This is a genomic window from Streptococcus mitis (assembly GCF_005844455.1).
Taxonomy (GTDB): Bacteria; Bacillota; Bacilli; order Lactobacillales; family Streptococcaceae; genus Streptococcus; species Streptococcus mitis_BF.
Map to the genome: position 1 here is coordinate 1 of NZ_SPGF01000019.1, position 23,465 is coordinate 23,465.

General features: G+C 38.6%; 16 protein-coding genes and 2 pseudogenes. 4 read left to right on the top strand and 14 right to left on the bottom strand.

Features of this window, described 5'->3' with window-relative positions; all coding sequences use genetic code 11:
- Nucleotides 1-133: 133 nt before the first annotated feature.
- Entirely contained in the window at nucleotides 134-874 is a 741-nt protein-coding gene (gene mecA / locus FGQ53_RS05090) for an adaptor protein MecA (protein ID WP_138336316.1), read from the bottom strand.
- A gap of 123 nt (nucleotides 875-997) precedes the next feature.
- Between mecA and FGQ53_RS05095 the strand changes: the two genes are divergently transcribed.
- The 3 genes and pseudogenes from FGQ53_RS05095 to FGQ53_RS05105 all read left to right on the top strand — a co-directional run.
- Nucleotides 998-2,482, top strand: coding sequence for an oligosaccharide flippase family protein (locus FGQ53_RS05095; protein ID WP_138336319.1), 1,485 nt, complete (start codon nucleotides 998-1,000; stop codon nucleotides 2,480-2,482).
- Nucleotides 2,483-2,746: 264 nt separating this feature from the next.
- A protein-coding gene (locus tag FGQ53_RS05100) for an IS630 family transposase (protein WP_138336322.1) occupies nucleotides 2,747-3,600 on the top strand; the annotation gives its coding sequence in 2 pieces (ribosomal slippage) (nucleotides 2,747-3,065 and nucleotides 3,065-3,600; 855 coding nt in all).
- Nucleotides 3,597-3,728: pseudogene (locus FGQ53_RS05105) on the top strand (ISL3 family transposase); the annotation flags it as partial. The gene FGQ53_RS05100 and the pseudogene FGQ53_RS05105, both read left to right, overlap by 4 nt.
- Before the next feature lie 141 nt (nucleotides 3,729-3,869).
- Here FGQ53_RS05105 and eno read toward each other — a convergent pair.
- Nucleotides 3,870-5,174, bottom strand: a complete 1,305-nt coding sequence (gene eno, locus FGQ53_RS05110; RefSeq protein ID WP_000022823.1) for a surface-displayed alpha-enolase — start codon at nucleotides 5,172-5,174, stop codon at nucleotides 3,870-3,872.
- Nucleotides 5,175-5,337: 163 nt separating this feature from the next.
- Between eno and FGQ53_RS05115 the strand changes: the two genes are divergently transcribed.
- The gene (locus FGQ53_RS05115; protein WP_138336324.1) at nucleotides 5,338-5,784 is read left to right on the top strand and encodes a DUF1694 domain-containing protein; all 447 of its coding nucleotides are present in this window, start codon (nucleotides 5,338-5,340) and stop codon (nucleotides 5,782-5,784) included.
- Here the strand turns inward: FGQ53_RS05115 and FGQ53_RS05120 are convergent.
- From FGQ53_RS05120 to FGQ53_RS05175, 12 genes and pseudogenes are all read right to left on the bottom strand, one after another.
- Nucleotides 5,781-6,896 carry a glycerate kinase gene (locus FGQ53_RS05120; protein ID WP_138336325.1) on the bottom strand — a complete coding sequence of 372 codons (1,116 nt, stop codon included), beginning with the start codon at nucleotides 6,894-6,896 and terminating at the stop codon, nucleotides 5,781-5,783. The two genes, FGQ53_RS05115 and FGQ53_RS05120, sit on opposite strands and share 4 nt — an antisense overlap.
- Before the next feature lie 8 nt (nucleotides 6,897-6,904).
- Complete coding sequence (gene serB, locus FGQ53_RS05125) at nucleotides 6,905-7,549, bottom strand: phosphoserine phosphatase SerB (RefSeq protein ID WP_138336327.1); 645 nt, start codon at nucleotides 7,547-7,549, stop codon at nucleotides 6,905-6,907.
- 58 nt (nucleotides 7,550-7,607) lie between these two features.
- Nucleotides 7,608-9,041, bottom strand: coding sequence for a glycogen synthase GlgA (gene glgA, locus FGQ53_RS05130; protein ID WP_138336329.1), 1,434 nt, complete (start codon nucleotides 9,039-9,041; stop codon nucleotides 7,608-7,610).
- On the bottom strand, nucleotides 9,038-10,177 hold the full coding sequence (gene glgD, locus FGQ53_RS05135) for a glucose-1-phosphate adenylyltransferase subunit GlgD (RefSeq protein ID WP_138336331.1): 1,140 nt from the start codon (nucleotides 10,175-10,177) through the stop codon (nucleotides 9,038-9,040). Before glgD ends, glgA begins: the two co-directional genes overlap by 4 nt.
- Nucleotides 10,167-11,309: a glucose-1-phosphate adenylyltransferase gene (locus tag FGQ53_RS05140; protein WP_138336333.1), complete on the bottom strand. Its 1,143-nt coding sequence runs from the start codon at nucleotides 11,307-11,309 to the stop codon at nucleotides 10,167-10,169. Before FGQ53_RS05140 ends, glgD begins: the two co-directional genes overlap by 11 nt.
- A complete protein-coding gene (gene glgB / locus FGQ53_RS05145; RefSeq protein ID WP_138336335.1) occupies nucleotides 11,299-13,227 on the bottom strand; it encodes a 1,4-alpha-glucan branching protein GlgB in 1,929 nt (642 codons plus the stop codon). The genes FGQ53_RS05140 and glgB overlap by 11 nt, the downstream gene beginning before the upstream one ends.
- A 272-nt stretch (nucleotides 13,228-13,499) precedes the next feature.
- The gene (locus tag FGQ53_RS05150) at nucleotides 13,500-14,924 is read right to left on the bottom strand and encodes an NADP-dependent glyceraldehyde-3-phosphate dehydrogenase (RefSeq protein WP_138336337.1); all 1,425 of its coding nucleotides are present in this window, start codon (nucleotides 14,922-14,924) and stop codon (nucleotides 13,500-13,502) included.
- Nucleotides 14,925-15,190: 266 nt separating this feature from the next.
- On the bottom strand, nucleotides 15,191-17,470 hold the full coding sequence (gene pulA, locus FGQ53_RS05155; protein ID WP_138336338.1) for a type I pullulanase: 2,280 nt from the start codon (nucleotides 17,468-17,470) through the stop codon (nucleotides 15,191-15,193).
- 111 nt (nucleotides 17,471-17,581) lie between these two features.
- Nucleotides 17,582-19,540 (bottom strand): NAD-dependent DNA ligase LigA, encoded by a 1,959-nt coding sequence (gene ligA, locus FGQ53_RS05160; RefSeq protein ID WP_138336340.1) that lies wholly within the window; start codon nucleotides 19,538-19,540, stop codon nucleotides 17,582-17,584.
- Between the two features lie 92 nt (nucleotides 19,541-19,632).
- Nucleotides 19,633-20,810 (bottom strand): annotated as a pseudogene (locus tag FGQ53_RS05165) (MFS transporter).
- Nucleotides 20,811-20,889: 79 nt separating this feature from the next.
- Nucleotides 20,890-21,753 carry an XRE/MutR family transcriptional regulator gene (locus FGQ53_RS05170; protein WP_138336342.1) on the bottom strand — a complete coding sequence of 288 codons (864 nt, stop codon included), beginning with the start codon at nucleotides 21,751-21,753 and terminating at the stop codon, nucleotides 20,890-20,892.
- Nucleotides 21,754-21,790: 37 nt separating this feature from the next.
- Nucleotides 21,791-23,458: a DUF2971 domain-containing protein gene (locus tag FGQ53_RS05175; RefSeq protein ID WP_171019081.1), complete on the bottom strand. Its 1,668-nt coding sequence runs from the start codon at nucleotides 23,456-23,458 to the stop codon at nucleotides 21,791-21,793.
- Between the last annotated feature and the right edge of the window lie 7 nt (nucleotides 23,459-23,465).

Sequence of the window (23,465 nt, forward strand, 5' to 3'; positions counted from 1 at the left end):
TCAACTATTCAAAAACCACACAGTGTTTCTTTCAGCTTGATTATATTCAAGACTGGAATCACTGTGTGGTTTTATTTTGAAGCTAGTTTTTGCCCAACCTCCTTTCTTGATAGATGAAAATTGATTTTTAAAATTATGAACCAATCTTTTGCAAATTAAGTACTGCATCGTGATTCATCAAGACTTGACCATACTCTTGCAAGACTGAGCGACTGATGTCACTATCGTCCGCAAACTCGCGCATACGGGCCAACAGCCAAGCTGGATATGGACTTGGATGATTTTCAATATCCACTAAAATGGTCAAATAATAGCGCTCGTTCATTTTGTAGAGTTCAGAAGTTTCCATCTCAAAAGTCACTGTCTTGGCAAAAGCCAGCAAGTCATCCAACTTAGCAAAAGAAAGGATGTAGTAGATGTAGGGCTCTTTCTTGCTTTCAGCTTCTTGTTCAGCCTGCTCCTGCTCTTCTTCCTTAGCTTCGACTTGTTCTAGAGATTGAATGGCTTCGATGTCATCTTTGGTTTTGTCCGCGATGCTTTTTTCTAAGGTTTTAATAAACTCATCTGGCGACATTTGGGCCAATTCTTCCATGTCTGGCAAATCTGATAAATCTTCAAAATCTAGATTTTGGTCAATCTTTGACTTGGTCACAAAGACATCTACCTTATCAGGTTTTGGAGTTACACGGAAGCTCAACATGCCACTATCAAGGAAATTGTCTGGTATCTCTAACTCATCTAAAATAGCATAGAAAAACTCTTCGGTTTTTTCCTGAGGAACGAGAAAGTCTGCAATCTCCATTCCACGATCCATCAAATCATCTAAAGTCATCGTGATTTTCAGTGTTGTATCACTAATTTGTTTCATCTTCATATCTAGTAACCTCATACTTTCAGTCTATCTATTATACTAGATTTTTACGATTTTATCAAAAGAATGAAGCGAGAATGTGATATAATACTAGAGACCATTTTACAATACAAGAAAGAAAGTACAATGAAAAATATAAAAGTTAATGCACTGGCTAGCTTACTAGTCAATGTTCTCAATATCGTTTTTCCACTGATAACCAATCCCTATCTAACACGGATTCTCAGCAAATCCAACTACGGTTATTTCAATACTGCTAATACCTGGGCCAGCTTTGTCATTCCTTTAGCCGCCTTTGGAATATACAACTACGGGATTCGAGCTATCAGTAAAGTCAAAGACGATAAGAATAAAATCAACTATGTTTTCTCTAAATTATTCTATTTTTCTCTGATCACTTCAGTCTTCATAACAGCTATCTACTTCCTTTTTATTTATTTCGACACCAGCATTGTCAATCTAAAAATTCTATATTACATCCTAGGGATCCAAGCTCTCTTCCAATTTCTTAATATTGAATGGATGAATGAAGCCTATGAAAACTACACTTTCATTCTCTATAAGACCTTAATTATCCGGATTTCTATGTTAGTTGGAATCTTCACCTTTGTAAAAACAGCAGATGATATTGTTCCTTATGCCATTGTCATGAGTGCCACTACCATCCTAAATTATCTACTTAGTTTTCTTTGGATCAAGAGAAAAGTTTCATTCGTTAAGATTAGTTTTGTGGAATTAACCAGAGAATCTAAACCTCTCTTTACTATGTTACTATTGGCAAATTCCAGTATGCTCTATACCCTGCTCGATAGAATGTTCATAACCAAGGGACCTGATGAAAACTACATTTCTTATTATGCAATTGCTTCCAACATCGTTATGTTAATTGCCGGTGTCCTAGGTGGAGCTATAAACGTAAGCGTTCCACGTCTCGGCTATTATCTTGGAAAAAAAGATTACAATTCCTATAGATCTCTTGTAAATCAAGCAGCATCATTATTCTATTTCCTCATAATTCCAACAAGTATTGGAATTATGATTTTAGGAAGTTACGCAACCGTTATTTATTCTTCTGAAAAATATCTTGAAGCGGGAATCGTTACTAGCATCTTTGCTTTTCGAAGTGTTATCTGGGCCATTGAATTGATTCTTGGTAGACAAATTATATTTATTAATAATCACGAAAATCGTCTAACTGCCTATTACTTTATTGGTGGTGGATTAAATTTCCTACTCAACTGCTTCTTGTATTTCAATAATATATTTTCACCAGTATACTATCTCATTACTACTATAGGTGCAGAAATCATAGTCGTTCTACTAGAAATTCACTTTATTAAAAAATATCAATTACTTGAATTGAAAGAAATTTTCTCGTTTCTTATGCGATATAGCATTGTCTCACTAGGATTTATTCCTATTTATCTAACTTTTAAAACGGTCTTCCAAATAACGTCTTATACAGTAACTTTGAACATGATTTTCATGATTCTCTCTACCATTGTAGGTTGTACTATCTACTACCTCTTAACACTCTTTATCACAAAAGATAAAACACTACACTATGCCCTAAATCTTGTACTAAGTAAGATTAAAAAAACAACCAACTAATCATTATCGTTATTAGTAAATTTTCAATAAGAGCGACTTCTTTCGGAGTCGTTTTCTTTGTCCCTTAAAGTGTCATGTCAATAAAAGTGTCATAACCGCCTAATAACTAAGTACAATTGATTGAATCTAGAATAGGATGCTGTGACTACTAAAACATTTCTAGAAATTAATTTGACTTTCCTAATCAGTTTGTTCACATCTTATTTCATTTTACTATATAGTAAAATGAACCAAAAATAGTACACAATGTGGTATAATATTCTTATGGCATATTCAATAGATTTTCGTAAAAAAGTTCTCGCCTATTGTGAGCGAACAGGTAGTATAACAGAAGCATCACAGGTTTTCCAAATCTCACGTAATACCATTTATGGCTGGTTAAAGCTAAAAGAGAAAACAGGAGAGCTAAACCATCAAGTGAAAGGAACAAAACCAAGAAAAGTTGATAGAGATAGACTTAAAAACTATCTTACTGACAATCCAGACGCTTATTTGACTGAAATAGCTTCTGAATTTGGCTGTCATCCAACTACTATCCACTATGCTCTCAAAGCTATGGGGTACACTCGAAAAAAAAGAACCACACCTACTATGAACAAAACCCAGAAAAAGTAGCTTTATTTCTTAAGAATTTTAATAGTTTAAAGCACCTAGCACCTGTTTATATTGATGAAACAGGATTTGATACTTATTTTTATCGAGAATATGGTCGCTCATTAAAAGGCCAGTTAATAAGAGGTAAAGTATCTGGAAGAAGATATCAGAGGATTTCTTTGGTTGCAGGGCTAACAAATGGTGAGTTAATCGCTCCAATGACCTACGAAAAGACGATGACGAGCGACTTTTTTGAAGCTTGGTTTCAGAAGTTTCTCTTACCAACATTAACCACACCATCGGTTATTATTATGGATAATGCAAGATTCCATAGAGTGGGGAAGCTAAAGCTTTTATGCGAAGAGTTTGGGCATAAACTTTTACCTCTTCCTCCCTACTCACCTGAGTACAATCCTATTGAGAAAACATGGGCTCATATCAAAAAGAACCTCAAAAAGGTATTACCAAGTTGCAATACTTTTTACGAGGCTCTTTTGTCTTGTTCTTGTTTCAATTTACTATAGAAGCGACCAATAATCTCATCAAGCGCAATGCATTTGGTTTTCGGAACTTTGAAAACTTCAAAAAACGAATTTTTATCGCCCTAAATATCAAAAAAGAAAGGACGAAATTTGTCCTTTCTCGCTCTTAGCTTTTCTTCAACCCACTACAGTTGACAAAGAGCATAAAAATTATGCCCCTCGAATACATCCGAGGGGCTAGAAACGTTGTTAAATCAACGGCCGAACTTTTAAATTTCAAGGTTCGGGATAAAATAGTTCACTGAACTATTTTATTTTTTAAGGTTGTAGAATGATTTCAATCCACGGTATTCTGCTACTTCACCAAGTTGATCTTCGATGCGAAGCAATTGGTTGTATTTAGCGATACGGTCTGTACGTGAAAGTGAACCAGTTTTGATTTGTCCTGCGTTAGTTGCAACTGCGATATCAGCGATTGTTGAATCTTCAGTTTCACCTGAACGGTGTGATACAACTGCAGTGTAACCAGCTTCTTTAGCCATTTCGATAGCGTCAAATGTTTCAGTAAGAGTACCGATTTGGTTAACTTTGATAAGGATTGAGTTAGCTGCACCTTCTGCAATACCTTTTTCAAGGTAAGAAGTGTTTGTTACGAAGAAGTCGTCACCAACCAATTGAACTTTACCGCCAAGACGTTCAGTAAGAGCTTTCCAACCGTCCCAGTCGTTTTCATCCATACCATCTTCGATAGTGATGATTGGGTATTTGTTTACCAATTCTTCAAGGTAGTCGATTTGTTCTGCAGCAGTACGTACAGCAGCGCCTTCACCTTCAAATTTAGTGTAGTCGTAAACTTTACGTTCTTCATCATAGAATTCTGATGAAGCACAGTCAAATCCGATAAAGACATCTTTACCTGGAACATAACCAGCAGCTTCGATAGCAGCAAGGATAGTTTCAACACCGTCTTCAGTTCCTTCGAAACGAGGAGCGAATCCACCTTCGTCACCTACGGCTGTTTCAAGACCACGAGATTTAAGGATTTTCTTAAGAGCGTGGAAGATTTCTGCACCCCAACGAAGAGCTTCTTTGAATGTAGGTGCACCAGCAGGTACGATCATGAATTCTTGGAAAGCGATTGGAGCGTCAGAGTGAGAACCACCGTTGATGATGTTCATCATTGGAGTTGGAAGAACTTTAGTGTTGAATCCACCAAGGTAGCTGTAAAGTGGGATTTCAAGGTAGTCAGCAGCAGCACGAGCTACAGCGATAGACACACCAAGGATTGCGTTTGCACCCAATTTACCTTTGTTAGGAGTACCGTCAAGTGCGATCATAGCACGGTCGATAGCTTGTTGGTCACGTACATCGTAGCCGATGATAGCTTCAGCGATGATGTTGTTTACGTTGTCAACAGCTTTTTGTGTACCAAGACCACCGTAACGAGATTTGTCACCGTCGCGAAGTTCAACTGCTTCGTGTTCACCAGTAGAAGCTCCTGATGGAACCATACCACGTCCGAAAGCACCTGATTCAGTGTAAACTTCTACTTCAAGTGTTGGGTTACCGCGTGAGTCTAGGACTTCGCGAGCGTAAACATCAGTAATAATTGACATTTTTTACTCTCCTTATGAGTTAAATTTTTTACACCTCTATAATACCTTAAAAACCCTCCTTTTTCAAGAAAAAACGTTATCTTTGTGCAAATTTTCCTTAACTTTATAAAGTAATCGCTTTCTTTCGTCTGTTTTATTCTAACTTTTATGATATACTGTTTTCATGACAGATTTATCAAAACAATTACTTGAAAAAGCTCATGGTGGGCCAAAATTAAATCCAGATGAACAAAGACGCTACCTTGGTACTTTTGAGGAAAGAGTTCTTGGCTATGCGGATATTAATACTGCCAATAGTCCTGAATTAGAACATGGATTTTTCTCTATTTTAGAGGATTTTCAAGAAAAGGTAGAGGAACTTTTTGTGAAGATCTCACCAAATATCGAGTTTGACAAACAGGTCTTTTACTTAAGACGAGCAAAGGAAAGCAACTGCCAGGCGACTATTGTTTCAGACGATCATATCACCTCTCCTTTTGGCCTTATCATTCACACGAACGAACCTGTTCAAGTAGAAGAAAAGGACCTTAGACTTGCATTCTCGAATCTCTGGGAGAAGAAAAAGACAGAAACTCCTAAAAAATCAATCTGGAAAAAATGGTTAGGTTAATCCTTTCTCATATTTAATAAATGACCGATATTAGTAGCTGTGTGTTCCAAATAGAAACTTGCATTTTTCAAACTATCTTCCAAAGGTTCACTTTTCTCTAAAATTGAAAAGGCTGCTTGTATATTTTCGAATGGTAGGGTAGGTAAATCCTCGGAAAGACTACCACAAATAGCGATAACTGGAACTCCTTCAGGGGTTCTTTTTGCTACGCCGATAGGAGCTTTTCCAGCAAAGCTTTGACTGTCAAGCCTACCTTCTCCAACAATAAGCAAGTCAGCATCTGAAACTTTCTTATCAAAGTCAATCAAATCTAAACAGGTGTCAATTCCAGATACGATACAGGCCTCAGCAAAGGCACATAACCCAGCAGCAATGCCTCCACCAGCTCCTGCTCCTTTAATTTCCAATGTTGCAAGGGAGACTTTTTCATAAAAGTCTTGAATTGCCTGATCTACTGCCTCAAACATAGTAGGATCTAGGCCTTTTTGCTTGCCAAACATGTAGGTCGCACCTTGGTGTCCACATAAGGGACTCACGACATCTGCTAAAATACGAATGTGAACATCTTCAGGAATTTTATAGCAATTTTCTGTTGAAACAGAAGCTAAGTTTAGTAAGTTCTGACCGCAAGCAGTCAAGGCATTTCCATCCCTATCATAAAATTGATAACCTAAACCAGCAGCAATCCCCAGTCCTCCATCATTACTAGCCGTACCACCAACGCCAATATAAATTTCTTTAATCCCTTGAGCAATGAGGTGGTAAATCAATTCTCCAATACCACGAGTTTGGATTTGTAGTGGATTTCGTTTCTCCAGCGGAATTTTTCCAAGACCAACCAAATCAGCAACTTCGAAGAGGGCAAGTTGTCCTTTTTGAAAATAGCGCATGGCTTCTTCTTGACCAAAAGGTCCCGTCACTTGAATCCATTTTTCTTCTAAGTCAAGAGAATGTCGGATAGCATCTACAGTGCCTTCGCCCCCATCACCAACAGGGCAGAGGAGACAGTCTACATCTGCAAGCGATTCTTGGAAGCCTCTCTTAATAGCTTCAGCAACCTGCTCTGCGGTCAAGCTTTCTTTAAACGAATCTGGCGCAATTACAATCTTCATATTTTCCCTCATTCTAAACAGTCAATCAAAGAAAGAACTTCTAAGAAATCCCTCTTGTCAACATGATTTGGTATTTCTTTTTTGAGCACTTCTTTGGCACAAAAGGCAATTCCTAGTCCTGCTGATTTCAACATTAATAGATCATTAGCCCCGTCACCGATTGCAACTGTTCTTTCTTTAGGAAGTTTTAGTTTCTCTCTCCATTTTTCCAGAGTCTCTTTTTTAACCTCGGGACTTATAATTTGTCCAATCAATTTTCCGGTTAAAAGACCATCTTTGACTTCAAGCTGGTTAGCAGAGAAATAGGTAATACTAAGGGATTTTGCTAGTCTCTCAACTATTGGTGTAAATCCACCAGACACCAGACCTACTAGGATGCCATTCTTTTTGAGAATGGAAATGAATTCCTGGGCATTTGGCGTTAAATGAATAGAGTTAAAAACTTTCTCAAAGACCGAAATATGAAGGCCTTCCAACAAGGAAACTCTGTCTCGTAAACTGCTTTCAAAGTCTAACTCTCCTCTCATTGCCCGACTTGTAATCAGCGAAATTTCCTCCTCACGACCTGTCTCTCTACCCAAAAGATCAATCACTTCTTCTAGGATTAAGGTTCCATCAACATCCATAACACACAAGCCTTTTACTTGGGACATAAGTTCTCCTCTCTAAATAGCCCAAAAATCGTATGAAGTCATCATACGATTTTATTTATTAGTTAACTAAACTATGGTACAAGTCAAGGTATGATTTGCAGGCTGTATCCCATGAGAAATCACACTCCATAGCTTGTTTTTGTAAGTTTCTCCAAACGTCAGGATGGTTCCTATACAAGTCCAATGCTGTTTGGAAAGTCCAATTTAACCAATAAGGAGATAGATTGTCAAAGCTAAAGCCTGTACCGCTTCCTTCGATTGGATTGAAAGCGCGGACAGTATCTCGCAAACCACCAACTTCATGAACCAATGGTAAGGTTCCGTAACGCATCGCCATCATTTGAGACAAGCCACACGGTTCGAAACGACTCGGCATGAGGAAGAGGTCACAAGCAGCGTAGATTTCTTGAGCAAGTTTGACATCAAAAGTAATATTTGCTGATAACTTGTCAGGATAAATCTGAGCAAACCATGAGAAAGCTCCTTCAAAAGCTGGCTCTCCAGTTCCCAAAAGAACAATCTGAACATCATTTTGCAAGATATGGTGCAGACTCTCCACCACGACATCAAAACCTTTTTGACGTGTCAAACGAGAAACAATTCCCACCAGTGGAACGTCAGCTCTAACAGGCAAGCCAACTCTTTCTTGCAATTTTGCCTTGTTTTGGGCTTTCCCAGACAAATCTTCTTGATTAAAATGATAGTCTAAAAGAGCATCTGTCTGAGGATTATACAGGTCAGCATCAATCCCATTCACGATACCAGATACCTTGCCAGATTCCATTCGAAGAATCTGATCCAAGTTACATCCGAACTGACTGGTCATAATTTCATGAGCATAACTAGGCGAAACTGTTGAAACACGGTCCGCATAGAGAATACCAGCCTTCATCCAGTTCAGACAGTTGTTCCATCGAAGGGTGCCATCAGCATAACGTTCAAAGCCGACTCCAAACAAATCCCATAACATTCCTTCTGAAAATTGTCCTTGAAATTCCAAATTATGAATGGTTAAAACAGTTTTAATTCCTTGATAAGCTTGAATCCAACGGTATTTTTCCTTCAACAAGAAAGGAATCATGGCTGTATGGTAGTCATGAACATGGAGAAGGTCAGGAATAAAGTCAATCCTTTCCATAGCCTCAATGGCAGCAAGTTGGAAAAAGGCAAAGCGTTCTCCGTCATCAAAATCACCGTAAACATGACCACGGAAGAAATAATATTGGTTGTCAATAAAGTAGAAGGTCACACCGTTCAAGACTGTTTTTTTAATCCCACAGTACTGTCTGCGCCAACCGACGCTCACCTCAAAATGAAGTACATCTTCAATCTGATTTCCAAATTTAGCCTCTACCATGTCATAGTAGGGTAAAATCACCGCAACTTCGTGCCCAGCTTTTACCAGTGATTTTGGAAGAGCGCCAATGACATCCCCCAAACCACCTGTTTTTGAAAAGGGTGCACCCTCTGCTGCTACAAATAAAATTTTCATAAATGAATATCCTCTGTTACTTTGCTACCTTTCTTAACGACAACTGGATGTTCTGCAGTTCCTCGAATCACAACACCAGGCTCAACTTCAACACCCTTGTCCAAGATAGCATATTCGACCTGAGCTCCTTCTCCAATAACAACACGAGGGAAGAGCAGGCTATCTTTAACCAGGCTATCCTTATGGACATGAATATTACGTGATAGAACAGAATTAGCCACTTGACCTTCAATGATACTACCAGAGGCAAACTGAGAAGTACTTACCTTAGATGTATTGGCATAGTAAGTTGGCTCTTCATTTTTGACCTTGGTATAAATCTTTTGGTTTGGTGAGAAGAGAGAGTAGAATTTTTGTGATTCAAGCATATCGATATTCGCTTGATAATAAGACTCTACAGAATGAATGTTGGCTAGGTAGCCTGTGTACTCGTAAGCAAAAGCACCTTCTTTTACAGCTAAATCGCGGAGAACATAGCGCAACTTTTCAGGATATTCTTTCTGAGCCTCCTCTTCAAGTCGTTCAATCAACCAAGGTGTATCAACGACAAAGATATCCGTGGACATATTATAGATTTGATCTGGTAACTTGCTATCAAAGAGTTTATGAGAACGAACATGGTCTGTTTCATCCACTTCCAAGATTGCGTTTACTTCTGAAATGTCTTTCTTAGCTAGCTTTTTATAAACTACAGTGATAGGCCCTTTTGTTGTACTATGTAGATGGAAAACTTGGTTCAAATCAATGTTAATCAGAACATCACAGTTGAGGGCAACCGTTTGGTTTGAGCCAGAACGGTTCAAATAAGTAAGAAGCTGTTGGTAGTATTCTTTTCCAACTGTACTACTTTCCACACGGGTATTGTAAATACCTAGATAATAGTGGCTAAGAAGGGTTGACAAGCCCCATTCACGCCCAGAACGAATATGGTCAAAGACAGAACTGATATTGTCTTGTTGGAAAATACCAAAGATACTACGGACACCTGCATTAGCCAGACTTGAAAGTGGGAAGTCAATCAAGCGATATTTACCTCCAAAAGGCAAACTAGCTACTGGACGATGATCCGTCAGTGTTGACATATCATGAAAACCAACTGTATTTCCTAAAATGGCAGAATATTTATCAATCTTCATCTGTTGCTACCCCCACTACTTCGTTATATCCTACAACTTGTACTTCTTCTGTTCCATCAATTTCAACACCGTCAGAAATAACCGCACCTTCACCAATAATGGCACGTTTGATTTTAGCTCCGTGTCCAATAATGGCTCCACTCATGATAACTGAATCAACAACTTCTGCCCCTTCGCGAACTTGCGCCCCTGTTGAAAGGATAGAATGCTTAACAGTTCCATCGACAAAACAGCCATCGACAACCAAAGAATCTTCCACATGTGCATTTGCACCAAGGAAGTTTGGTGGTGAAATCAAGTTTCTTGAGTAAATCTTCCATTGACGGTTACGGCTATCCAAGGCATTTTCTGGGGAAATGTACTCCATGTTGGCTTCCCAAAGTGACTCAATCGTACCGACATCTTTCCAGTAACCATTAAATTCGTAAGCATAGACACTTTCACCTGACTCAAGGTAATTTGGAATGACATTCTTACCGAAGTCTGACATATCGACATTACTCTTTTCAGCAGCAACAAGCATATTTCGGAGACGTTGCCAATCAAAGATGTAAATACCCATAGAAGCTTTGGTAGATTTAGGTTGAGCTGGTTTTTCTTCAAATTCAACGATACGATTGTTAGCATCTGTGTTCATGATACCAAAACGACTAGCTTCCTTAAGAGGGACGTCTAAAACCGCTACTGTCAAACTGGCATTATTATCCTTGTGAGACTGGAGCATGTCATCATAGTCCATTTTGTATATATGGTCTCCAGATAGAATCAAGACATACTCAGGATTGACACTGTCGATATAATCGATGTTTTGGTAAATAGCGTGACTAGTCCCTTCGAACCAACGATTTCCTTCACTTGCAGAATAAGGTTGAAGAATAGAGACACCCGAATTGATACCATCTAGTCCCCAGCTTGAACCATTCCCGATATGATTGTTGAGAGCAAGTGGCTGGTACTGTGTAATGACTCCAACATTGTGAATCCCTGAGTTGGCACAGTTTGAAAGAGCAAAGTCAATGATACGGTAGCGCCCACCAAATTGCACAGCTGGTTTTGCGATGCTTTGAGTGAGTTTACCGAGACGAGTTCCTTGCCCACCAGCAAGAATCAAAGCTAACATTTCATTCTTCATTTTCTACTCCTTTTTGGTTTTTACTTGTGACGGTTTTTGCAGGTTTCAAGCGACGTTTGATTTTCCATACACTTGCTCCCATAGCAGGGAGGGTAAAGGTCAATGTCTGCTCATAATCTTTCCATAGTCCTTCTTGCGTTTGAACAGTTTGATTATGTTCTTTCCAAACGCCTCCCCACTCTTCTAACTCAGTATTCCAGACTTCTTCATAAATCCCTGCGACAGGCAGGCCGATTATAAAATCTTTTCGTTCAACAGGTGCCATATTAAAGACGCAGACTAGCATGTCGCCCTTCTTACCCTTACGGATGAAGGAAAGAACACTCTGATCCCTATTATCCGCATCAATGATTTCAATACCATCATAGCTAGTATCGATTTCCCACAGACAGCGATGATCTTTGTAAAACTGGTTTAGCTGAGAAGTGAAATACTTCATCTTAGCATTCATTGGATCTTCTAGATTAGACCATTCCAATTGTTCTTCAGATTTCCATTCTAGGAATTGGCCGTATTCGCTACCCATGAAGAGCAATTTCTTACCAGGGTGACAAATTTGGTAAGTGTAGAGATTGCGCAAGCCTGCGAATTGATTGTAACGATCTCCCCACATCTTATGCATCATGCTCTTCTTGCCATGAACCACCTCATCATGTGAAAAAGGTAGGAGATAGTTTTCATTGAAAACATACATAAAGCTGAAAGTCACAAGATTAAAGTCATACTTGCGATAAATCGGATCTTCCTCGTAGAAACGGAGAATATCGTTCATCCAGCCCATATTCCATTTATAGTCAAACCCAAGGCCACCCAGTTCTTTCATGCCAGTAATCTTTGTTGCTGATGAACTTTCTTCCGCAATCATCATGATATCTGGATAAGCTAACTTAATCACTGTGTTTAAACGTTGAAGGAAATAATAACCTTCATAGTTAAGATTCCCACCGTCTTTATTTGGGGTCCAAGGAGCATCATCGTAGTCTAAATAGAGTATATTGCTGACAGCATCCACACGAATACCATCTAGATGGTAAAAGTCAATCCAAAACTTAATACTAGAAATCAAGAAGGACTGGACTTCATTTTTTCCAAGGTCAAAATTGAGAGCGCCCCAACCGTAGTTATGAGCCTTATTATGGTCTTGGTACTCAAAAGTCGGTGTCCCGTCATAATAAGCTAAGGCATCATCATTAATGGTGAAATGACCAGGTACCCAGTCCACAATAACTCCGATATTATTTAAGTGACATTCCTCAACAAAATCTTGAAACTCCTCAGGGCGACCATAGGCATGCTCTAAAGCGAAGTACCCCATAAGCTGGTAACCCCAACTCAAACCTAGTGGGTGGGACATCAAGGGCATAAACTCAATGTGAGTATAGTTCATCTCAACCAAGTAAGGAATGAGTTCATCTTTCAATTGAGCAAAACTATAAGGTGTGCCATCAAGATTTCTCTTCCAAGATCCAGCATGGACCTCATAAATATTGACAGGACGCTCTTCAAAGCTCAAGCGTTTTCTACGAGCTAACCAAAGCCCATCCTTCCATTTCTTTTCTGGAATATCTGTTAAAATAGCTCCAGTACCAGGACGTGCCTCATATCGTACAGCCAAAGGGTCAATCTTCATCAGCTGATGACCATTTGCACGCGTGATATGATACTTGTAAATTTGGCCTTCATGAGCAAGGCTGGTAAAGACTTCCCAGACACCAAATTCATTTCGTTCCATTGGAATTTGATTTTCTACCCAATTCGTGAAATCCCCCACCAAGTGGACAGCCTGAGCGTTGGGAGCCCACACACGAAATGTATAACCGTACTCTCCATTTAGTTCTTCCCTATGTGCTCCTAAATAATGCTGAAGGTGAAAATTTTCTCCTGTCATAAAGGTGCGCAAAGCTTCTCTTTTATCCATAATACCTCCCCTTTTTCTGTAAGCGTTTTCTAGATTTATTATACTACCTTTTTAGGGAAGATTCAAGTAAATTACGGAATTTGCAAAAAAATCTTTTGAAAGTCTTCAACAAATTCACTGATGTGTTCACTTGTAAATCAAGAAATTTTCAAACAGATTATGAAAACGAATTGTTTTTTTACAATACTATCATAAAGTTCGTCATTTTACTAATAAAATTGTTGTTTTAAAGTAAAAAATAAAACCAGGAAACAATTTCCTGACTTTACATTTTATTTCACATCAAAAACAATGGATTTGACATTTGTCATCGCTTCAATGCTATATTTAATTCCTTGAACACCAGCACCAGAACCTTTGACACCAAGGAATGGAAAATTATCTGGACCACGCTGGGTTTTATTATTAATATGGACTGTACCCACTTCAAGTTTTTCAGCGATTTCAAAGGCCTTTTTGAAATCATTTGTAAAGACTGAGGATTGAAGGCCGAATTCAGATTCGTTGGCAAAGGCAATTGCTTCTTCTACACTAGCCACACGAATAATTGGTAAAACAGGCCCAAATGGCTCTTCCCATGCTACTTTCATATCTTTTGTAACTTGGTCAAAAAGCACTGGCCAGAGAAGATTGCCTTCACGTTTGATTGGCGTAAGAGCCTGAGCCCCTTTTTCTTGTGCATCCTCAATCAAGCCCCAGATGAAGTCGGCTGAAGCATTGTCAATAACAGGTGTAATATCAGCATTGTCAAATGGATCACCAACTGTTAATTTAGCAACTTCTTCCTGAAGCAAAGTAGCTAATTGATCTGCTACACTCTCGAGAACAATGACACGTTTAATGGCCGTGCAACGTTGGCCGGAATAGCTAAAGGCTCCTGCAACGATTTGCTTGGCAGCGTGTTCCAAATCTGCATCTTCTAGTACAAGAGCCGCATCTTTTCCGCCAAGTTCCAACATGATAGGACGCATACCAGCTAAACGACCAATACGTTCTCCGATTGGAGTTGAACCTGTAAAGTTGATGAAGTTGACTTCTTTGTGCTCAATGATATAATCCCCAATTTCTGAACCACGACCAGTGATGGTGTTGAAGACACCTGCTGGAATCCCTGCTTCTTCAAAGGCTTTAGCCAACAAGAGACCAGAAATAGAGCCTTGTGTTGGTGGCTTAAACATAACCACATTCCCTGCAATCAAGGCCGGAGCAATCTTAGATCCAGAAAGGTTGACTGGATAGTTAAAGGGAGCAATAGCTAGCACGACTCCAACCGGCTCACGACGGACAACAGCCAGTTTGTTTTTACTTGCTGCCTCAAAACCGCCACCTTCCATCGCTTGTCCAGTGATACGGAGACCCTCTTCAGCAGCATAGCGAATCAAGTCTGCGGTACGCACTACTTCTCCAATTGCTGCTTTAATCCCTTTTGCTACTTCTTTGGCAAGAATAGTACCAATTTCTTCCTTATCGCGTTCTAAAATAGCTGCTGTCTTATGCAAATAAGCCGCACGTTCAACTGGTGCTAAATCACGCCATGCAGGTAGGGCTGCACGCGCAGCTTTCATAGCCTCATCTACTTCAGCCTGACTCATAGCTGGAACTGTACCTAATTCTTCTTGATTGATTGGTGAATAAATCGTAATTTCTTTTTCAGATGATTTCCATTCTCCATTTACTAAATTCTGATATCTTGTCAAATTCTCGTCCTCCTGAAAATGATTAAGATATATTTTACCAAATTTTCAGAAAATTACAACCCTTTTTACAATATTTTTGAGATTTTTTTCACAAGCTTGATTTTTCAAACTATTTGAACTCTTTTGTTAAGCAGTCAGTACAAGAAAAAAAGGCTTAGATGAACTAAACCTTTTTCATGCTATGTTATTCTTCATTGAGTTTTATAATTTTTAGCAAGAAGATATCCTAGAAATTATACGACATAATTGAAAACTTTTGATTTTTTCTACAAGACTTTAAAGATGCTGGCACTAACACCACCAACCATGTCTTTATCACTTAAATGGCTATTGGTCACTAATAGTTCTAGATTTCCAGCATTTTCAAACTGGAAGTCTTGCCCTTTAGCATTAAATACAACCAGTAAATGGTCTTTCTCTTGAATCTCATAGACAATCAAACCACTATGTTCATTTGCTGAATGAACAAAAACATGATGGTAAATTTCATCATAAGTAGGGTAAGAAAAGGCACAGGTTTCTGTCTTCAATCGAATAATTTGACGGATAAACTCAATACTATCTTGACGCTCATTAATCAAGTCCCAGTTTACTTGGTTGACACTGTCTGGAGCATTATAGCTATTCATAGCACGCTCTCTATCATCATGGGTCAACTCACCATTTTCACCAGTCGCAACCAGTTTGGTACGACCAAATTCTTGACCGATTTCCATAAAGGCCATTCCCTGCATGAGCAGATTCATGGCTGTGGCTGTTTCGACCTTACGCATGATTTGCTCGGAACTTTGGTCTGGATGAAGGGTCGCCAATAAATCGTGAAGATTGTAATTGTCATGGGCCTCCACATAGTTAAGCACTTGATTTGGATGTGTATAGGTTCCTAGTTCACGACTACCTAGGATTGCTTTGGCTAGAATTGGCTCTGTCGCAGCACCACTGACAAAACCTGATTTGATAGCACCATAAACTTCTCCACCTTTAACAGCATCTCGCTGATTGTCATTAAAGAAACCAATATTTGGCATTTCGTAGGCATTGTCTTTCTTAGCCTTATCATAAGGGGCAAGACCTGTCCCCATATCCCATCCTTCTCCATAGAGGATAATGTTAGGGTCGATTTCATCCAAACTTTGACGAATCATCTGCATGGTCTTGACATCATGAATCCCCATCAAGTCAAAACGGAAGCCGTCAATATTGTATTCCTGCACCCAGTATAGAAGAGAATCAATCATATACTTGCGGAACATTTCATGTTCGCTGGCTGTTTCATTTCCAACACCCGTTCCATTCTGGAAGGTACCATCTGGATTCATACGATAATAGTAATCAGGGACAGTTGTTTGGAAAGGTGCATCAACAACTGAGAAAGTATGGTTATAAACCACATCCATAATAACACCAATACCCGCATCGTGGTAAGCTTGAACCATGGTCTTCAAATCACGAATAACCTGAGCTGGATCATCTGGATTTGTTGAAAGGCTGGTTTCTGGTGCGTTATAGTTTTGTGGGTCATAGCCCCAGTTGTAGCTTACATTCCCGTCCTCATCGTATTCTTTGTGACGATCTGCGATTGGTTGCAACTGAACATAATTGTAGCCTATCTTCTTGATGTAATCAAAAGCAGTTGCTTGGCCGTACTGGTTAACCGTCCCTGTCTGTGCAGCACCTAAGAAAGTTCCTCGAAGATGTTCATCCACACCTGAAGTCGGTGATTTTGTCAAATCACGAATATGCATTTCACAGATAACTGCCTTACATGGATTTGTCAAACGCCAAGTAGCCTCCGAACCATGCTTGACCTCGAAGTTTTCAACTTGCTTTTCTGCATGACTCAAAATAGCTGAACGTTTGCCATCAGGACTGGTCGCGATGGTATAAGGATCGCGTGTCAGTGTTTGGTGATGAGGGAATTGGACTTGATACTGATAAGCCTTACCAGTCAAATCTTCCTCAACATCCAAACTCCAGACACCGATTGTATTGTCTTTATGATTATAAGAGTAGCTATTGCCTCTCTCCATCTCAAAAGTCTTCCAAACAGGTGCATCATTAGCAGCTGATTCATAAACAACAACCTGCACTTCTGTCGCTGTAGGAGCCCAGAGGGCGAAATGAGCCTGATTATCCTCTACACGGCACCCCAATTCCCCTTGGTAGCCCCAGTGATGGTCGAAACTAGCACTATTGATAGCCTTGTCAAAGGCAAAAGGATTTTGATTCTTATAGAAAGGACTGGCAATAGCAGGATTTTCAGAATAATAAATTCTATCATCCCCTTCCAAAATCCAGACCTCCGTTAAGAGAGGATAGTGATTAAAACGGATAGCATACTCTTTACTAGTTTGGCCAGTATGAACCACAAAATTCAAGCTTTCTAAGGGATGAACACTTGGGTGTTCAAAACTAAATAAAGCACCAAAATAATCCTCTTTATAAGTCAGTAAATCAATTCGTTGATCCTTACTCTTTACAAAAGAGCAAGTGTCGTATTCACCATTCTTGCGATGGTAATGAATGCGCATAGGGTAGTTATACATTTTATTTTTCCTTTTTTTAATTTGTTTCTGTTTCACTAATAAATTCTTGACCAATCTCGTCTCGATTGACAAGCATTGTCATATTATCTAAACTCTGTTTTTAAACAATTATTACAAACTTTCTAGCCAAGCTTCATCTCGAACTTCAATACCGAGTTCTTGTGCTTTTTGAAGTTTACTTCCAGCATCTGCACCAGCAACGACAAGGTCGGTCTTTTTAGAAACACTGCCTGTTACCTTGGCACCCAGACTTTCGAGTTTACTTTTAGCTTCTGAGCGCTTGAGACGTTCCAATTTTCCTGTCAATACAACGGTCAAGCCTGACAAGGCCGCATCTGCCACTACTGTCTGCCCTTTGTAGTCCAAATTGACTCCAGCTTCTTTCAACTCGTCTAAGAGAATCTTCGATCCTTCGGTAGCAAAATAAGTCTGAAGACTTTGGGCAATTACACTACCTAAGCTTTCGATACTTGCTACTTCCTCTGGGTCTGCTTGGGCTAGATTTTCAATAGAGTGGAAATGTTGAAGTAAAAGCTGACTAGCCTTACTTCCTACATGGCGAATTCCCAAACCGAATAAGAGCTTCTCAGCAGAATTGTCCTTGGAAGCTTGGATGGCCTGATAAAGTTTACCAGCAGACTTTTCCTTAACACCCTCTAAAAGGAGGAAATCGTCTTCTTTCAAGCGGTAAATATCCGCCACATCCTTTACTAAATTGGCAGCAAAGAGTTTTTCAACTACTGATGGCCCAAGACCTGTAATATTCATGGCATCTCGAGAGGCAAAGTGAATCAAGCCTTCCATGATTTGAGCAGAACAACGCGGATTGATACAACGGAGAGCCACTTCATCTTCAAAGTGCAACAAGTCAGAGTCACAACTTGGGCAGTTTGTAGGGATATCTAGTTTCTCTTCAGAAACCCGTTTGGATTCTACCACACGTAAAACGGCAGGGATGATATCTCCAGCCTTATAGACGATAACCGTATCGTCTTTCCGGATATCTTTTTCAGCAATATAATCTACATTGTGCAAGGTCGCACGACTAACAGTTGTTCCAGCAAGCTGAACGGGAGTCAGATTGGCAGTTGGAGTCACCACACCCGTACGCCCAACTGTCCAATCAACTGATAAGAGTTGAGCTTCTTTTTCTTCAGCTGGGAACTTGTAGGCCACTGCCCACTTTGGAGCCTTAACGGTAAAACCTAATTCTTCTTGGACTGCTAGTTCATTGACCTTAATTACCACCCCATCGATATCATAGGGCAGATTGTCTCGTTCTTGTCCTACTTCTTGGATAAAATTCCAGATCTCATCCATGCTTTCAGCCAGAATTCTCTTAGGATTAACCACAAAACCTAGTTGTTCTAGGTGCTTCAAAACTTTTTCTTGGCTATCACGAGTTGACGGACTAGCTTCTTGATAGAGAAAAGTTGCAAGATTGCGCTTGGCAACTACTGCTGTATCCAACTGTCGCAGGGTTCCTGCCGCCGCATTACGAGGATTGGCAAATTCAGGCTCTCCATTTTCTTGGCGAGCTTGGTTAACCTGGTCAAAAGAAGCGCGTGGCATATAACATTCCCCACGGACTGTGATATCTAGTTCTTCTGGCAAAGTCAAAGGAATGTCCTTAACACGCTTGAGGTTTTCTGTAATATTTTCACCAATAGAACCATCTCCACGTGTTGCACCAGCAACTAAAATCCCCTTTTCATAAGTCAGCGAGATAGACAAGCCATCGATTTTCAGCTCACAAATATAGGTTGGATGGGCAACTTCCTTACGAACACGCGCGTCAAAAGCTTCAAGCTCCTCACGTGAAAAAGCATCCTGCAAACTATAAAGAGGATACTGATGACTGTATTTTTCAAAACCATCTAAAACCTTGCCACCAACACGATGAGTCGGACTATCTGCTAACACTTGATCTGGATAGGCAGCCTCCAACTCAACCAACTCACGGTAAAGGCGATCATACTCACTGTCTGAAACCGACGGATTGTCGCTGGTATAGTACTCAGTCGCATAGCGATTGAGCAAGGCGACTAACTCATTCATTCTTTTACTCATAAAACCATTTTACCATAAACTAAGCCCTCCTCACAAACGAGAAGGGCGGAAAAAACACTTAGATTGGAATTATTTTTAAAACTCAAACAGACTTATATCTCTTTTTTAAAATGAGTTCGTACATAGCCTAGAGCTAAAAAAGATAAAGCAACAACTCCAAGTCCTATAATCAAGAAAGAATAAAGATGAACACTTGAAAACAAGGTCATTAAACCTGTTGCAATAGGCATAAATAGTATAGCTAAGGTATAAATCGAACTAAGGACTCTCCCCAGATATTCACCTTCAACCTTAGTTTGTACCTGAGTAAAAAGTGAATATTAAACATCGTCATAAATAGTTCACAAATGAAATTTCCTGAAAAAGCAAGATAGGAGGGGAGGGTGAAATCCATTATCATCACTCCAAGCCCAGTCAGAGCCAACAAAAACAGAAGCATTTCCATACTGGCTTTAATCTTACTAGCGAACAAGGCCCCAACAATAGATCCGATAGCTCCCATTGTTAAAATAGTGGCATAGGCACCTTGAACCCCATAGAGCTGATTTGAAAAGGGGAGGAGGTAATTAAAAGCTGCAAAGAAAAAATTGACACTTGAAGCCATGACTAACAAAAAGAAGATTTCCTTTTGCTTCACAATATAGTGAACTCCCTCCTTGATATCAGAAAAAATAACTTTAAATGTGAGTTTCTTCTCACCCAAAGCCTTCTCTTCTTTCTTTGGAAGCAAGGCTACCAAACCAAAAGCGAGAAAAAAACTAAGGGCATCTAATACCAAGGTAATGCGAAGACTTGCGAATTGTAAAACCAGAAAAGAGAGTACAGGGGAACTCACACTGACAACCTGCATCACCAACTCCAAACGAGAATTGTAGAGGACCAGTTCATCCTTCTCTACCAATTCTGTGATAATGGCCTTATTTGCAGGTCTAGAAAAGGCAAAAGCAATAGCCTGCACAATATTAGCAAAGATCAAAGCCCCAATCATCCAACTATCATTCCTTATGAACGAAATAGCCAGACAAAGAATCCCACAAACCAAGTCTGTTGTCATCAAAATCTTGCGGCGAGAAAATCGGTCTGAAATGACTCCGCCGAAGGGATTGACGAGAATGGATGTGACGAGCTCAGAAATTTGATAAATCCCAAGAACAGTCTGCCCTATCGTTCCCATTGACGCCAACCAAACACTGTTTCCATAATCATAGAGCATATTCCCTATTTTATTAATAGCACCACGACTAATCAACTGGATTGCATGTCGATTCATATAAAAAGCTCCTCTCAAATTTTGAAACTATTGTATCAAAACTGAAAGGAGTCTCTTTATTTTCCCCTATTTGGGAAATTTAAGCATTTACAAATTTTTCGTAGTGTTCCTGATAGTAGGCTACTTGCTCTGGAAGTCCAAGTACATCAAAAATATGCATAGCCTCCTGCATCTGACTACAACCTTCTTCTTTCAAATCTCTCTGGTAGAGGGCAAAACCTTTGAGATAATGGAAGATATTGCGCTCATAAAGCTTAATACCATTTCCAATCAACTTCTCCACATAGCCCTCAAAATAGTCCGCATCCGCAAAGGAACGGTTTTCTAAACAATGCTGGTAACAGTTAAGAGCTAAAATCAAAACGAGTTTACGATGCCGACCAATTTCCTTGTAGTACTCTTCTCGCTCCATAACTTCTCTGCCAATCCGAGCTACATAGTCCACATTGTAGAAAGTATAGAGATTCCCGAAAAGAATCAACTCATACATGGTCCATTCTTCTGTTTGGAAAAGATAATCTGCTACCTTTTCCAAATCACTCTGACTCATCGTGTAATGAGCATCTCTTTGACAAATCAGTCCTTGTAGCAGAATCCAATTCAGCTCAAAATAGAGGGGATTGGTCGAACTCTTCGCTTTCTTGAGCTGTTCCTTTTGAAGCTTTTGAAAACCAGCAATATTATTTGAGTAGTAAAGCGGAATAATCTGTGCCATCAAGGCAACATGTTCATGATTTTGAAAATCCCTAGCCTTGTCCATGAAATTTTCAATAGTCACATGAATATTGTCCAAAATCTCAAAGAAACGAGAAACTGCTAGATCAGACTCCCCAAGCTCGAAGCGAGATAATTGAGAGGTTGAACATGATTCACCTGCCGCCTCTTTTAAGGAGTATTTCCCACTTGTTCGAAATTCACGAAATACCTTTCCAAGATGTTCCATTATTTACTCCCCTTTTTCAGAAATAAAACACTTTAAATTAACGATAAGAAATTTGTGACTTAGTTACTTCAATATTTCGATCAACGTATTTTATATAGGGAGCAATAAAATCAATATCATCGCATTTAGGACCAAGTTTAATTTTTGAATATTTTAGTTCCTCACTCAGATAAGTGAACAGTCTTGGAACTTTCATTTCTCCATATTTTTCAATTTGGATTTCGTCATCATTACATTCTTTAATCAGTCTATATTCTTGCTCATATTCATACTCAGATCCTTTAAATAAATATCTAACTATATCAAATTCTAACAATATTCTGCCTAGAGAATCCTTCAAATCGATTTCTTTAAGCTTGTTTTTTATTTTATTAATTTGTTCTAAAATAGCTTTATTATCATCAGATTCTAATTCTTTAGTATAGCACACTCGATAGAATTCTACTTTAGAACCATCAGTATCTGATTTCTTCTTAATTAAACTTTTTAAATAATCTCTATCATAGGTGAGACAAATTCCGGTTGCATTATCGGCATATTGTTTCCACATTGGTAAACTATCACTTAAACCATTTTCATCCGAAGATTTTGACATAGAGGATAAAAAAATATTTGTCGGTTCATAGTCTAGTTGCGACAATGTATCCAAATCAAATCCAACCTGATTTAAAAAGACAGAACCTTCGGTAGGATCATTTAATTGCCTAGCATTGCTCAATCTCAATCTGGAATAATTATTTTCAGTATTTTGGCTTTTCTTCACCAAAACATCAAGTGTAGAGAGAGAGGTATAATGAACTAAGTTATAATCTACAGAAAAATTTTCTAGGTCAATCCTTAAAAAATCTTTTATGCATTCAACCGCTTCTTTAATCTCTTTGATAGGTTCTTTATCTAAATATAAATCACGGTCTAATTCGGTTTTGTTATTATTAAGATATTTTATAAAACATTCTAGTTGTTCCTCGTTTAATTGTTGATTACTTCCATAGTTTTTAATCTCTTCAATTATTTTCTTAAGAATAGAAGTAAGATAATCTTTACTCCAAGTACTAAAAAGTTTTATCTGATTGAATAATCTCTCATACCTCTCAAAAGTCTCATCTTTTATAAACTTTTGAAATATGGTCGTAACTGAATTATCTTCAGAAAAATTTCCAATATTCAAATTTTCATCAATTTCTTTGAGGAATTCATTTAAATTAATAATTTCCGCACTTTTTGTTGTTCCATCATTTCTTAATAGAGCATACTTTACTCCTTCATTTTCTTTTATTTCTTCTGGTAAAGTTGTAACTGTTAAATCTCGAAATACTTTCAAAAACTTCTCATAATATTCTGGACCTAAATTATATAATTTTTGGTAAAAAGAAATATTCTGAGCTAATGAATAATACATCTCATTTAAGGATTCTATTTGATCATTACTATCACAAATATAAAAATTATTTCCTGATATATCATTTTCAATTTGAAAGAAGACGAACTTTCTCTCTTTTTGTTGTTCTTCTATTTTATGATTATAAATTCTATAGTTTCCCAAAAGTATCTCTTGCAAATTTTGATCATAATAGCAAACAGTAAATGTTATTAAATAATTATAATCATCCCAATCATTTAAATAAAATACAAAAGTATCTACATCTTTTTCTTTTTTTTCTGAATTATTATGATAAGAAGCATCGTCCCATTTTATCTTAAACAAAATATTA

Bases quoted from the DNA above. Each gene is read 5' to 3' on its own strand.
- mecA (WP_138336316.1), bottom strand. From the start codon at position 874: ATGAAGATGAAACAAATTAGTGATACAACACTGAAAATCACGATGACT.
- FGQ53_RS05095 (WP_138336319.1), top strand. From the start codon at position 998: ATGAAAAATATAAAAGTTAATGCACTGGCTAGCTTACTAGTCAATGTT.
- eno (WP_000022823.1), bottom strand. From the start codon at position 5,174: ATGTCAATTATTACTGATGTTTACGCTCGCGAAGTCCTAGACTCACGC.
- FGQ53_RS05115 (WP_138336324.1), top strand. From the start codon at position 5,338: ATGACAGATTTATCAAAACAATTACTTGAAAAAGCTCATGGTGGGCCA.
- FGQ53_RS05120 (WP_138336325.1), bottom strand. From the start codon at position 6,896: ATGAAGATTGTAATTGCGCCAGATTCGTTTAAAGAAAGCTTGACCGCA.
- serB (WP_138336327.1), bottom strand. From the start codon at position 7,549: ATGTCCCAAGTAAAAGGCTTGTGTGTTATGGATGTTGATGGAACCTTA.
- glgA (WP_138336329.1), bottom strand. From the start codon at position 9,041: ATGAAAATTTTATTTGTAGCAGCAGAGGGTGCACCCTTTTCAAAAACA.
- glgD (WP_138336331.1), bottom strand. From the start codon at position 10,177: ATGAAGATTGATAAATATTCTGCCATTTTAGGAAATACAGTTGGTTTT.
- FGQ53_RS05140 (WP_138336333.1), bottom strand. From the start codon at position 11,309: ATGAAGAATGAAATGTTAGCTTTGATTCTTGCTGGTGGGCAAGGAACT.
- glgB (WP_138336335.1), bottom strand. From the start codon at position 13,227: ATGGATAAAAGAGAAGCTTTGCGCACCTTTATGACAGGAGAAAATTTT.
- pulA (WP_138336338.1), bottom strand. From the start codon at position 17,470: ATGTATAACTACCCTATGCGCATTCATTACCATCGCAAGAATGGTGAA.
- ligA (WP_138336340.1), bottom strand. From the start codon at position 19,540: ATGAGTAAAAGAATGAATGAGTTAGTCGCCTTGCTCAATCGCTATGCG.
- FGQ53_RS05170 (WP_138336342.1), bottom strand. From the start codon at position 21,753: ATGGAACATCTTGGAAAGGTATTTCGTGAATTTCGAACAAGTGGGAAA.